The sequence below is a fragment of the Comamonas sp. genome (genome assembly GCF_036666375.1).
Lineage (GTDB): Bacteria > Pseudomonadota > Gammaproteobacteria > Burkholderiales > Burkholderiaceae_C > Comamonas.
The window spans coordinates 3,855-16,553 of record NZ_JAVWWA010000022.1; the positions used below are offsets into that span (position 1 = coordinate 3,855).

Here is a 12,699-nt window from a genome sequence, read left to right on the forward strand (position 1 = left end):
GCTGGGGATCGAGCAAATGCATCTGCGCGCTGAATGCCGACGCCAGGGCGGTGGAGGAATCGTTCATGCCTTGATCCAGGATGGAGGTTCGGTGGCCGGCGATGCCGCCGTGGAGACGGCCGCGCGCGACGCAAACCGTTCGAGCTGTTCCATCAGCGCGGCCAGCCGGCCCTCGATCGCATCCGCACCGGCGAGCGCCGCGGCCTGCTGCGGCGTCCCGGGAAAATCGCAGTCCACAAGAGTGATGCAGCCTTCGGTCTCCAGCGCCCCCACTTGCTGGCCCGTCCAGCGAGTCGCGTGCGCCGCGCGCAGCAGCGCTTCCTGGCACTGGGCCTGGCGGTCCTCGCTGAGCCTGTCTATGGTCTGATCGACGCCCAGCTGCCAGCGCTGCTGCAGCGGCGCGAAACGCAGCTGTACACAACGGACATCGTCCACCACGCAGCGCAGCATGCCTCCGGCGGCGAGTGCGTCAGGCACCTCGCCGCAACGGAACAACTCCCATAGCTGCGCCGAAATATGAGTCAGATCGTTCATGGAGCCCTTGTCGGCCGGCGGCCGTTTCGTCGCGCGCGAACGCACGCGGCTACCCCATACGTCACACGCTGCGTGCCGAAGTTCCATCTTCACCCGCCGCGGCCAGGGCGCGCGCCCGCGAGCGCACTTCAGATGGCCGCATCCCTGCGCCCCCAGGCCAGCGCCGCGGCACGCTCCGATGCGCCGGCCGCCGGCGCGAGACAGGCGCGCTGCTGGAGGATGGCTGCGCTCAGCTGCGCGTTCAGCGGTGTGGCGTCGCCCGCGTGGCGCAGCAGAAAAAGATCCTGCTCCTGCGGCGACAGCAGCGCCGCAGCGGCCTGCACATCGTTCACGAGGTCATGGCGGAAGTTGTGCCGGTTCTGCGCAATGAACACCAGCGCCTGCTCCAGTGACTCGGTCTTGGCGCGCGCCACGCGCTCGGCGCCCGCCTCAAAGGAGGCAATGCCCAGATCGCCATGCGCGACGGGCATCACATGCAGGCCCGCCGCGTACAGCTTGCCCCGGTCGGCATGCACGGCCTCGGGGAAGTGCGGATTGCCCGACAGCCAGGTCACGACCGGACTCACCGCCGGCAGGTACCGGTCCGGCGGGCCGTGCATCACGGCCTGGGTGCGGCCCTGGTCGACAAACGCCATCACCAGCGTTCGCGACTGCGCTTCCTGCAGCGCCTGGCCCTCGATCCCGCCAAGAACCGCCTCCGTGGGCAGGTTGCTGCCCACGCCGCCGTCCGCCCAGCGCTGGATCCGGTCCTGCTGTACCACTTTCACATCGGCGAACAGCACGGGAAGGCCTATCGAAATGCGCCCGGCCAGTGCCAGCGGCATGTCGGGATGGGTCTGCGCGCAGAAGTAGGCCAGGCGCTTCTCGGACTGGTTCCAACCGGTCACCGTCAACGCCTTGAACCTGGCCGGAGCCAGCTGGTGCAGCAGCTGCAGATCGCCAAAGGTCAGCATCTGATCGGTGCGCGGCGCCGTGAAGTCGGGCCGGCGAAGCAGTTCCAGGCGCTGCTGCTGCGCAGCGGTGAAGTGCGTCCATTGCGGCAGGCGCGTGACCTGCGCCCAATGGCCGTCGAGGTAGCGCGCCGCGGATAGGGCCGTCATCCTGTCCAGCGTCTGCACGGCCGCGCCCGCATCGAAGCCCAGGGCACCGAGCTTCACGCCAGGGTAATTGCGCGCGAAGTCCGGCGGCGTGGTCAGCAGCGAAAGCGGGTCGGTGCCGTTGAGCTGCTGCTGGAGCCCCTTGGGCGACACGCCGGCGGCGAGCAAGATCGCGGTCAGCGCCCCGGCCGAGCTGCCGGCCACCTGCCTGAGTTGCGACAGCAGGCCCAGGTTCTGCAGTGCGCGCAGCGCGGGCGCATTCGCCATGCCGCGCACGCCGCCGCCGCCCAGCACGAGGCTCTCGATCGCCGGCGCCGCGCGCAGCAGCAGGATCTGGCCCGATGCCAGCAGCTGCGCATGGGGTGCGGGGTCCCGCATGGGTTGCATCGACAGCTCCACCTGCCGGTGTCGCTCCACCCATTGCCTGGCGCGGTCCGCCGCGGCGCGAAACAGCTCCCAGTCCACGGTGTGCGCGCGGCTGCGTATCATCGCGCTGTGCACCGGATACATGCTGTCGGCGATCACGTCGTTCACCATGGCCGCGGCGCGCGCCGCGAACGCCTGGCGCCACTGCGGCGCGACCTGCTGGCTGGCCACGTTCATTGCTGCGACCAGCGACGCCTGCAGCGCCTCCTGCTGGTTGATGAGCTGCGCCGTGGTCAGCAGGCGCGGCGCGGGCGAAGGTGAGAACAGCGCGCGCAGCCCGCGCCATGGGCCGGCCGCGCCGCCGGTGCGCGGCACGGGCCGCAGCGCCGCGGCCGACGCGCCCGCAGGCACGACCGGATTCATGGCAGCCTTCCCCCATCGTCGTGCATCGCAATGGCCGCGACCGCGGCGCGAATGCGCTGCGCCTGGCGCGTGCTGTAGTCGAGCCAATCGAGCAACGGCATCTGTGCCGCCCAGTCCAGGTGCCAGCGGCTGATCACCACCACGCGATCGCAGCCGTCGAGGCTGCAGACCAGCAGCCTGCCGGTCAGCACCGCGCCGTTGACCAGCAGCAGCGCGGCCACCAGGCTGCGCCGCAGCGGCCCGGCCAGCACCGACGCATCGCCGACAAAAGCTTCGAACACCCAGTGGTGGCTGCAGGGGTGCAAGGAAATGCGCACCGGCAGTTGCGGCTCCAGCAGCAGCTCCTGCGCCGCAACGCTGCGCGGCGCGCGCGACGCGTCCAGCGCCTGCATGCGCGCACGGAACGCCTGCGCGCAGCCGCAGTCGGGCCGGGGCGCTGCGCAGCGCTCCAGGGGCGCGCCAGGGGCCATGTCATCGCCTTCGGCCAGCGCATCGAGCTGGCCCAGCAGCGCCTGCAGCTGCTGCTCCACGGCCGCCGCCGTCAGCTGCGCGGGCGCGGCACAAAAGTCGCAGTCGACCAGTTGCAGGCCCTGGCCATCGCCCAGCGCGGTCTGCTGCAGTCCCCAGCGGCTTGCGTGGCCCACGCGCAGCAGCGCTTCCTCGCTCCGCGCCCGCCGCGCTGCGTCCCACATGCCGCTCGCACAGCCCACGCCCAGCAGCCAGCGCTGCTGCTGCGCCTGGAAGTGCAGGTCCACCCAGCGTCCGCGGCCGAGCGCGCAGCGCAGCGCTGCGCCCGTGTCCGGGTCGGGTGCGACGGCTGCGCCCTGGTTCTGCAGCAGGCGGCACAGCGCTGGGGCAAGTTCGGCAAGATCATTCATGGCTAGCCTGAATGCTCGCTCTGCGACGCGGCGCGCGCCGTTCGCCGACCCCGCGCCCTCAAGCCGGGCAAGACGCCGTCATGGCCATGGGCAGCGCGGCAATCTCTTGCCCCGCGTGCGGCCTACGCCAGCGCCTGCGCGGGGCCGAAGAACTCGTAATGCGTCTGCGCGGGCGGCACGCCCAGCGCGCGCAGGCCTTGCAGCACGGCCGCCATGAACGGCTGGGGGCCGCAGAAGTAGGCCTCGACATCGCGCGACGCGGGCAGCCAGCGGCCCAGCTGCTCGGCGTCGATGCGCGCCGGCGCGGCGTTCTCGTAGAGGTAATGGCATTGCAGCTGCGGGTGCTCGAGCGCCAGCGCATCGAGGCGTGCGCGAAAGCCCTGCACTTCGGGCGTGCGCGCGCAGTGGATGAACACCACGGGGCGGGCGCTGCCCAGCGCCGCGGCGAGCATGGGCAGCGTGGGCGTGATGCCTACGCCGCCGCTGACCAGCACCAGCGGCTTGTCGCTTTCGGCCAGCGTGAAATGGCCGGCCGGCGGGAAGATCTCCAGCACATCGCCTTCGCGCACCGCGTCGTGCAGATGGCGCGAGACCACGCCCGCGGCTTCGCGCTTGACGCTGATGCGCAGCTCGCGGCCGTTGGCCAGCGCCGACAGCGAGTAGTTGCGCCGCTGCTCCTTGCCGTCGACCACGATGCGCAGGCCTATGAACTGGCCCGGCAGATGCGCCATCACCGCGCCGCCATCGACAGGCGCGAGATAGAACGACGTGATTTCCGTGCTTTCGATCTGCTTGCGCGCGACGCGGAAGGCGCGCGCGCCGCGCCAGCCGCCGGGCGCGCTGGCGTTGCGCTCATAGGCCTGGCTTTCGGCACCGATCAGGATGTCGGCCAGTTGCTGGTAGGCCGCGGCCCAGGCGTCGATCACCGCATCGGTGGCGATCTCGGCGCCCAGCACTTCGCGTATCGACGCCAGCAGGCACTGGCCGACTATGGGGTAGTGCTCGGGCTGCACCTGCAGCGCCACATGCTTGTTGATGATCTGCGCGGGCAGGTTGCCCAGGTTCTCGAGCCGGTCGATGTGCTTGGCATACATCAGCACGCTGAACGCCAGCGCGCGCGGCTGGGCACCGCTTTGCTGGTGCGTGCTGTTGAACAGCGCGCGCACTTCGGGGTGGCCGCCCAGCAGGCGTTGGTAGAAGTGGGTGATCAGCGCCTCGCCGCCGCTTTCAAGCAGCGGAACGGTGGATTGGACGATGGCGCGTTGCTCGGCAGTCAGCATGGAAACTCCTGGAAATGAACGACAAGGGGCAGATGACGCCCCGGCTGACCAGACAGTCGCAATCCGCATGCCAGCGCAATCTCCCTTTAGGATCAATGACTTGGAATTTCATGCGTCAATATGACCCGCGTCAAAACATGTCAATTGGACACAGAACCGAGTCAAAATGACTGCCACCCACAAATTGCTGCGCAGCCTCGTTCCGCTGGTCGCCGACCTGGCCGACGACCTGCCCGAGCGCGAGCGCTATCGCCGCCTGCTCGAGGCGCTGCGGACCCTGCTGCCCTGCGATGCGGTCGCGCTGCTGCGGCTGCAAGGAGAGGTGCTTGCGCCCGTGGCCATCGACGGCCTGAGCAGCGACACGCTGGGCCGGCGCTTTCGCATCGCCGAACACCCGCGGCTGGCGCAGCTGCTGGCCCATGGCCAGGCATTGCGCTTCGCACCCGACAGCCCGCTGCCCGACCCCTACGACGGTCTGGTCGAACACGCGGGCCCGCTCGAAGTGCACGACTGCATGGGCTGCGCCCTGGTCGTCGGCGGCAGCACCTGGGGACTGCTGACGCTGGACGCGCTCGCTCCCGGGCGCTTTGCTGCAGCCGGCCATCTCGAAGCCCTGCAGGCATTCAGCAATCTCGCCGCGGCCACCGTCGCTGCCGCCGAGCGTCTGCGCCAGCTCGCGCAAAGCGTGCAGGACGAACGCTCGCGCGCCGAGAGCTGGCGCCAAGCCGCGCTGCCCGCGCAGGCGCGCCGCCCGCTGCTGGGCCAAAGCCCGGCGCTGCGGCAATTGCAAAAGGACATAGCGCTGGTCGCTCCCAGCGAACTCAACGTATTGATCACCGGCGAGACCGGCGTCGGCAAGGAGCTCGTGGCCCAGGCCGTGCACGCGCAATCGCAGCGCGCGGGCCGGCCGCTGGTCAGCGTCAATTGCGCGGCCCTGCCCGACACGCTGGCCGAAAGCGAACTGTTCGGCCATGTGCGCGGCGCTTTCACAGGCGCCGTGGGCGAGCGCCAGGGCCAGTTCGAGCGCGCCGATGGCGGCACGCTGTTTCTCGATGAAATCGGCGAGCTGTCGCTGACCGTGCAGGCCAAGCTGCTGCGCGTGCTGCAAAGCGGCCAGCTGCAGCGCCTGGGCTCGGACCGCGAGCACCGCGTCGACGTGCGCGTGATTGCCGCGACCAACCGCCCGCTCGAGGAGGCCGTGCGCTCGGGCCGCATGCGCGCCGACTTCTTTCACCGGCTCAGCGTCTACCCGCTGCAGGTGCCGCCGCTGCGCGAGCGCGGCAGCGACATCCTGCTGCTGTGCGGCTATTTCCTGGAGGAGAACCGCTCTCGGCTGGCCGCCGTGGCCTCGGGCGCGGAGCTGGGCACGGTGCGGCTCGATGCGCTCGCGCAATCGGCGCTGCTGTCGCATTCCTGGCCCGGCAATGTGCGCGAACTCGAGCACCTGATCAGCCGCGGCGTGCTCAAGGCCTTGAGCCGCCACGGCCGGCGCCCGCGCGTGCTGACGGTGACGCTGCAGGATCTCTGGCCCCAGGGGCGCGAGGCCTTGCCGCCAGCGCCGGTCTACGCGCCCGCTGCGTCGGCGCCGAGCACGGCGCAAGACACCGGCCTGCGCGCCGCGGTCGAAGCTTTCGAGCGCCGCAGCATAGAGCAGAGCCTGGCGCGCCACCAGGGCAACTGGGCGGCCGCGGCGCGCGCGCTGCAGATGGACCGCGCCAACCTGCAGCGACTGGCCAAACGCCTGGGCTGCATGCTGCCCTGACGGCTTATTTGCCCTTGACCGAGATCAGTTCGACGTCGAAGTTCAAGGTCGCGTTCGGCGGAATCACGCCGCCCGCGCCGCGGCTGCCGTAGGCGATGGACGCCGGGCAGGTCAGCTTGGCCTTGCCGCCGGCCTTCATCTTCTGCAGCGCTTCGGTCCAGCAGGGAATCACGCCATTGAGCGGGAAGTCTATGGGCTGGCCGCGCGCGATCGAGCTGTCGAACTCCTTGCCGGAGTCGGGAAAGTAGCCGCGGTAGTGCACGCGCACGGTATCGCGCGCCGCAGGGCTCGCGCCCGTGCCTTCGGTCAGGCTTTGATAGACCAGGCCGCTGGCCGTGGTCACGGGCTCGGCGGCCTGGGCGGCCGTGGCGAACAGTGCGGCCGCGATCAGCGCGGCGGGAATCAGTCGTTGCATCAATATTCCTTGGAGACGTATCAGGCGGCAGGAATGCCCAGCTTGTCGAGCGCGGCACTCAGGTGTCCCACCGTGCGGTCCACATGGTGCCACTTCTCGAGGCCGAACAGGCCGATGCGGAAGGTCTTGAAGTCCGGGCCTTCATCGCACATCAGCGGCACGCCCGACGCGGTCTGCAGGCCGACTTCGAGAAACTTCTTGCCGTTCTGGATGAGCGGATCGGTGGTGTAGCTCACGACCACGCCCGGCGCCTCGAAGCCCGGCGCCGCAACGCTGGGAAAGCCGCGCGCCGCCAGCAGTGCGCGCACTTTGGCGCCCAGCGCGATCTGCTCCTGCTTGACGGCCTCGAAGCCATAGGCGCGGGTCTCGAGCATCACGTCGCGCAGGCGCACCAGGGCATCGGTGGGCAGCGTCGCATGGTAGGCATGTTGGCCTTTTTCGTAGCCTTCGGCGATCTGCATCCACTTCTTCAGGTCGCAGGCAAAGCTCGAGCTCTGCGTGTTCTCGATGGCTTCGCGGGCGCGGGCGCTGAGCATCACCATGGCGCAGCAGGGCGAGCTGCTCCAGCCTTTTTGCGGCGCCGAGATCAGCACGTCGACCCCGGTCTTTTGCATGTCGACCCACATCGCGCCCGAAGCCACGCAGTCGAGCACGAACAGCGCGCCCACGGCATGGGCAGCATCGGCGATGGTGCGCAGATAGTCGTCGGGCAGCAGGATGCCGCTGGCCGTTTCTACATGGGGCGCAAACACCACCTTGGGCTTCTCATGCAGGATGGCTTCGGCGACATCGGCGGCCGCGCACGGCGCCCAGGGGTCCTGTGCGCCTTCGCCCTGCTTGCGCGCCTTGCAGACCACGGCGCCGCCACCCAGGCCGAAGCCGCCGGCCTCGAAGATCTGCGTCCAGCGGTAGCTGAACCAGCCGTTGCGCACGATCAGCACCTTCTCGCCGTTGGCGAACTGGCGCGCCACGGCTTCCATGCCAAACGTGCCGCTGCCCGGCACCAGCACCGCGGTCTGGGCCGCATAGACTTCCTTGAGCGTTCCAAGAATGTCCTGCATCACGCCGACGAAACGCTGGGACATATGGTTGAGCGCGCGGTCGGTATAGACGACCGAAAATTCGAGCAGTCCGTCGGGATCGATCTCGGGCAAAAGTCCTGGCATGAAATTTTCCTGAAGTAGTTCGGTGGGCGCTGCGCGTCTCCCTGCAAGCGGTCCGGCCATGCAGGCGCAAAGCGACACGAAGTGGAATCACAGCTTAGCATGGGCCTTTGTGCCCGCCAGGCTCGGTCCAAGCCGATCCGCCTGCAGATGCGGCGCTGTCGTACAACCCGCGTCACAGACCCTGCCCACAATGCCAGGCAGCCCTGCGCAAAACCCGCCTGCGGCTTTGCGCGCTGTGACCATTGCCCCGCCCCGTGCGGCCCACCCGGCCCACGGCGACCGGACCAACGGATAGACCATGTCGAACACCCTCTTCCAGACCGCGGCCCCTGCGCCGCTGCCCTCCATCACCCGCCAAGGCCTGGTCTGGACGCTGGCCGCCGCGGCGTTGCTGGGCGGCTGCCAGCAACTGCCCCAGCCGCCCGTCTACACCACACCCGCGCTCACGGCCCAGCCGCCGCGCATCGAAGCCGGCCAGAGCGCGCGCCTGTCGTGGGATGCGCCGCTGGGCAACAGCCTGCGCATGAGCGGCCTCACGGCCACGCCGCCCGGCGCCGTGCTGGTGCGCCCGGCCCGGACCACCACCTATACGCTCAGCGGTCCCGCGCCCAGCGGCGCGCCGATCAGCGCCAGCGTGACCGTCGAAGTGACGCCGGCCGAGCCCCCGCTGGCCCGGTTGCGCGTCGCCGTCCAGCCCGCGGGCGCCCGCATTGCCCCGGGCTTTCTGGGCGTGGTGCTGCCGACCGCAGGCCCGCTGGCCGCGCGCGAGGGCCAACTGCTGCGCAATCTGCAGAACTATGGCGGCGGGCCGCTGTCGATACGTCCGGCCGACGGCCGCATCGCGCCGGCGCGCAAGCTGCTCGCAGGCCTGCCGCCAGGCACGGTGACGCTGGAGACCGCGCGCGCCGCGGCCGACTGCCCCGGCGCTGACCAGCTGGCACGTGTGCCTGCGCCCGCACCCGGCCTGCGCTGCACGCTGGCCCTGGGTACGGACACCGCGCTCGCCACCGTCGACACCTTGCTGCAGTACGCACAGTGGGGCGCTGCCGGCGTGACTCTGCAGGGCGGCATCACCGACGCCGCGGCCACGCCGCAAACGGTGGCAGCGCGCTATTACGGCATGCTGTTCTTCGCGCATTTCGCGGGCGCGCAAGGCCAGTGGCTGCCGGTGCAGCTCGACAACAGCGCGCAGATCAAGGCCTGGGCGGTGCGCGACGCGCGCAGCCAGACGCTGCGCGTCGCGCTGATCAACCACGAGGCCAGCACGTCGGGCACGGTCGCCGTGCAGCTGCCGCCGGGCCTGCGCGAGGCCGTGGTCACGCGCCTGGACAGCGCCGATCCGCTGCGCCTTGCGGGCCAGACCTTCGACGGCAGCCGCGACGGCCGGCCCGTGGGCACGGCCTATGGCGAAATCCTTGAAGCCGACGCCGACGGCCAGCTGCTGCTGGCCATGGGTGCGCACAGCGCGGCGCTGCTGACGCTCACGCCGCAGTAGTCACCAGGTATCGACAAAGGGCCCGCGCGCCGGCGCCACGCGCGCACCAGCCAACCCGCGCACCAGCCAGGCGCGCGTGTCGGCGGGGTCGATCACGGCATCGATTTCCAGCGTGCTGGCCATGTGCATGGCTTCGCCATGCGCGTATTGCTGGGCCAGCAGCTGCGCGAACAAGGCATCGCGCTCGGCGCCTTCGGCCAGCGCCTCGAGCTCCTTGCGATAGCCCAGCCGCACCGCGCCTTCAAGGCCCATGGCGCCGAACTCGCCCGTGGGCCAGGCGACGTTGAACAGCGGCGCGTGAAAGCTGCCGGCCGTCATGCCCATCGCGCCCAGGCCGTAGCCCTTGCGCAGCACCACGCTGAAGAACGGCACGCGCAGATTCGCCGCGGCGACGAACAGCCGGCTCACATGGCGCACCTGCGACGTCTGCTCGACTTCGGGCCCGACCATGAAGCCCGGCGTATCGACCAGGCTCACCAGTGCAATGCCATGCGCATTGCACAGCTGCATGAAGCGCGCGGCCTTGTCGGCGGCGTCGGCGTCGATGGCCCCGCCCAGATGCAGCGGATTGCTGGCCAGCAGGCCCACGGGCCGGCCTTCGATGCGCGCCAGCGCGGTATGGATTCCGACGCCAAAGCCGGTGCGCAGCAGCAGCAGGCTGCCTTCATCGACCAGACCGCGCAGCGCCGCGCGCGTGTCGTAGACGCGCAGCCGGTTCTCGGGCACCACCTGGCGCAGCGCGCGGCTGTCGGGCGCGGCCCACTGCGCGAGCCGGCCCTGGAAGAACGACAGGTAGTGGCGCGCGGCGGCGACGGCTTGGGCTTCATCCTCGACCAATATGTCGATCACGCCGTTCGCATGCTGCACGCTGCTGGGCCCGATCTGCTCGGGGCGGAACACGCCCAGGCCGCCGCCTTCTATCATCGCCGGCCCGCCCATGCCGATGTTGCTGGCGCGCGTGGCAATGATCACGTCGCTGCAGCCCAGCAGCGCCGCATTGCCGGCAAAGCAGCGCCCGGCCGTGATGCCCACCACCGGCACCTGGCCCGACAGCGCCGCATAGGCCGCAAAGGTGTGCACATGCAGGCCCGCGACCACGGGCATGTCGGTGTCGCCCGGGCGCCCGCCGCCGCCTTCGGCAAACAGCACCACGGGCAGCTTCTGCGCCAGCGCCACGCCCAGCATGCGGTCGGTCTTCGCATGGTTGCGCGCGCCCTGGGTGCCGGCGAGAACCGTCGCGTCATAGGCCATGACCACGGCGCGCGCGCGCTCGGCGCCGAACAGCGCGGCGTTGATGCTGCCCACGCCCGTGACCATGCCGTCGGCCGGCGTGTTGGCGATCAGGTCGTCCAGGCTGCGCCGGCGCGTCTGCGCCGCGATCGCCAGCGCGCCATATTCGAGAAAGCTGTCTTCGTCGCAGAGATCGGCAATGTTCTCGCGCGCCGAGCGCCCGCCCTGCGCGTGGCGCTTGTCCATGGCCAGCGGCCGGGCCGCGTCCAGCGTCAGCGCCTGGCGCTCGCGCAGGCGCTGCAGATCGGCGCGTATGGCATCGGGGTCGGCCATCGCGCCGACCTCGGCCTGCAGCTCGGCGGCGGCCGACAGCGGCTCGAGCACCAGCACGCATTCACCTTCGGCCAGGTAGTCACCGACCTGCAACGGCAGGGCCGTCACGCGGCCCGCATGCGGTGCCTGCAGCACATGCTCCATCTTCATGGCCTCGAGCACCGCCAGCTCGGCGCCCGCGGCCACTTCGTCGCCCACCGCCACGCTGAACTGCACCAGCCGCGAAGGCATGGGCGCGCAGACCGTGCCCAGGGCCGCGGGCGCCAGCGCCGGCGCGGCCGGCAGGCCTGGCGGCTGGGCGGGCCGCGCCGCGGCGCGCGCCGAGCCCTGCGCATCGGCCTGGACCAGCAGCTCGGGCAACACTTCTTCGAGCCAGCGCGTGTGCACGGCCTGGCTCGCCATTTCGGGCCTGGCGGCAAGCGCGGCCAGCAGATCGAGATTGCTGGCCAGGCCTTCGATACGGCATTCGGCCAGCGCGCGCTGCGAGCGCCGCAGCACCTGCTCCCAGCCACCGCCGCGGCTGCTGACGATCAGCTTGGCGAGCAGCGTGTCGTAATGCGGCGAAGGCGCTGTGCCGGCCACGCCATGCGTGTCGACGCGCACGCCCGGACCCGCGGGCAGTTCGAAGCGCGCGAGCCGGCCATGGCCGGGCCGGGCCTCGCCCGAGGCGGTGAGCGTTTCGGCGTTGATGCGCCATTGCACCGCATGGCCCAGGACCGCCGGCGGCGCCGCGGGATCCAGCCCCAGCTGCGCCAGGCTCTGGCCCGCGGCCAGCAGGATCTGCGTCTGCACCAGGTCCAGGCCCGTGACTTCCTCGGTCACCGTGTGCTCGACCTGCAGCCGCGGATTGGTTTCAATGAACACGAACGGCAGCTCGCTGGACGCCATGTCGACGAGAAACTCAAACGTTCCCAGACCCTCGTAAGCCACTTCGCCGGCCATGCGCAGCGCGGCCTGCGTGAGCGCGGCGCGCAAGGCGGGCGTGAGCGAGGGGCTGGGCGCGATCTCGACGAGTTTCTGGAAGCGCCGCTGCAGCGTGCACTCGCGCTCGCCCAGGCTCATCACCTGGCGGCCGTCGCCCAGCAACTGCAGCTCGATGTGGCGCGCGTTGCGCATCAGCCGCTCGACATAGACGCCGTCGACGCCAAACGCGGCCAGCGCTTCGCTGCGGCAGCGCGCATAGGCCGCGGGCAATTCCTCGGCGCTGCGCACGGCGCGCATGCCGCGCCCGCCGCCGCCGCCCAGCGCCTTGATCATCACGCCGGCGCCGCTTTGCGCCGCGAAAAACGCCTGGGCCTGCTCCAGCGTCACCGCGCCCTGGCTGCCGGGCATCAACGGCACGCCGCAGTGCCGGGCCAGCGCGCGCGCCTGGGCCTTGTCGCCGAACAGCGCCAGCTGCGCGGGCGTGGGGCCGATGAAGCGCAGTCCGGCAGCGGCGCAGGCCTGGGCGAAATCGGCGCGCTCGCTCAGAAAGCCATAGCCGGGGTGGACGGCGTCGCAGCCCAGTTCGCGCGCGATCGCCAGCAGCCGCGCGCCGTCGAGGTAGGCCGCAGGCCCCGTGGCCGGCAGCGCCCTGGCCTGGTCGGCGGCGTGCACATGGGGCGCGTCGGTGTCGTCGGCGGCATGCACGGCGACGCTGGCAATGCCCAGGTCGCGCAGCGCGCGCACGATGCGCAGCGCAATTTCGCCGCGGTTGGCGATCAGTACTTTGTGGAACATG

General features: G+C 70.6%; 9 protein-coding genes. 2 read left to right on the top strand and 7 right to left on the bottom strand.

All coding sequences use genetic code 11. The features are described 5' to 3' along the window. Positions 1-63: 63 nt before the first annotated feature. From RR928_RS07820 to hmpA, 4 genes are all read right to left on the bottom strand, one after another. Positions 64-579 carry a hypothetical protein gene (locus tag RR928_RS07820; RefSeq protein WP_332682052.1) on the bottom strand — a complete coding sequence of 172 codons (516 nt, stop codon included), beginning with the start codon at positions 577-579 and terminating at the stop codon, positions 64-66. A gap of 83 nt (positions 580-662) precedes the next feature. Then, positions 663-2,420 carry a patatin-like phospholipase family protein gene (locus RR928_RS07825; protein WP_332682053.1) on the bottom strand — a complete coding sequence of 586 codons (1,758 nt, stop codon included), beginning with the start codon at positions 2,418-2,420 and terminating at the stop codon, positions 663-665. Beyond that, positions 2,417-3,298, bottom strand: coding sequence for a hypothetical protein (locus RR928_RS07830; protein WP_332682054.1), 882 nt, complete (start codon positions 3,296-3,298; stop codon positions 2,417-2,419). Before RR928_RS07830 ends, RR928_RS07825 begins: the two co-directional genes overlap by 4 nt. A gap of 122 nt (positions 3,299-3,420) precedes the next feature. After that, entirely contained in the window at positions 3,421-4,578 is a 1,158-nt protein-coding gene (gene hmpA, locus RR928_RS07835; protein WP_332534719.1) for an NO-inducible flavohemoprotein, read from the bottom strand. Positions 4,579-4,744: 166 nt separating this feature from the next. Between hmpA and norR the strand changes: the two genes are divergently transcribed. After that, a complete protein-coding gene (gene norR, locus RR928_RS07840; protein WP_332682056.1) occupies positions 4,745-6,340 on the top strand; it encodes a nitric oxide reductase transcriptional regulator NorR in 1,596 nt (531 codons plus the stop codon). A gap of 4 nt (positions 6,341-6,344) precedes the next feature. Here norR and RR928_RS07845 read toward each other — a convergent pair whose 3' ends face one another. Both RR928_RS07845 and RR928_RS07850 read right to left on the bottom strand, forming a co-directional pair. Then, positions 6,345-6,755, bottom strand: coding sequence for an FKBP-type peptidyl-prolyl cis-trans isomerase (locus RR928_RS07845; protein WP_332549567.1), 411 nt, complete (start codon positions 6,753-6,755; stop codon positions 6,345-6,347). A gap of 20 nt (positions 6,756-6,775) precedes the next feature. After that, positions 6,776-7,921, bottom strand: coding sequence for an aminotransferase class V-fold PLP-dependent enzyme (locus tag RR928_RS07850; RefSeq protein WP_332534714.1), 1,146 nt, complete (start codon positions 7,919-7,921; stop codon positions 6,776-6,778). A gap of 298 nt (positions 7,922-8,219) precedes the next feature. On the opposite strand from RR928_RS07850, the gene RR928_RS07855 reads away from it, so the two are divergent. After that, positions 8,220-9,416 (top strand): glycosyl hydrolase family 79 C-terminal domain-containing protein, encoded by a 1,197-nt coding sequence (locus RR928_RS07855; protein WP_332549582.1) that lies wholly within the window; start codon positions 8,220-8,222, stop codon positions 9,414-9,416. Here RR928_RS07855 and RR928_RS07860 read toward each other — a convergent pair whose 3' ends face one another. After that, entirely contained in the window at positions 9,417-12,698 is a 3,282-nt protein-coding gene (locus tag RR928_RS07860) for an acetyl-CoA carboxylase family protein (RefSeq protein ID WP_332682059.1), read from the bottom strand. It lies immediately after the preceding gene. Between the last annotated feature and the right edge of the window lies 1 nt (position 12,699).

Excerpts from the sequence above, each read along its gene's own strand:
- RR928_RS07825 (WP_332682053.1), bottom strand. The coding sequence starts at position 2,420 with ATGAATCCGGTCGTGCCTGCGGGCGCGTCGGCCGCGGCGCTGCGGCCC.
- RR928_RS07830 (WP_332682054.1), bottom strand. The coding sequence starts at position 3,298 with ATGAATGATCTTGCCGAACTTGCCCCAGCGCTGTGCCGCCTGCTGCAG.
- hmpA (WP_332534719.1), bottom strand. The coding sequence starts at position 4,578 with ATGCTGACTGCCGAGCAACGCGCCATCGTCCAATCCACCGTTCCGCTG.
- norR (WP_332682056.1), top strand. The coding sequence starts at position 4,745 with ATGACTGCCACCCACAAATTGCTGCGCAGCCTCGTTCCGCTGGTCGCC.
- RR928_RS07845 (WP_332549567.1), bottom strand. The coding sequence starts at position 6,755 with ATGCAACGACTGATTCCCGCCGCGCTGATCGCGGCCGCACTGTTCGCC.
- RR928_RS07850 (WP_332534714.1), bottom strand. The coding sequence starts at position 7,921 with ATGCCAGGACTTTTGCCCGAGATCGATCCCGACGGACTGCTCGAATTT.
- RR928_RS07855 (WP_332549582.1), top strand. The coding sequence starts at position 8,220 with ATGTCGAACACCCTCTTCCAGACCGCGGCCCCTGCGCCGCTGCCCTCC.
- RR928_RS07860 (WP_332682059.1), bottom strand. The coding sequence starts at position 12,698 with ATGTTCCACAAAGTACTGATCGCCAACCGCGGCGAAATTGCGCTGCGC.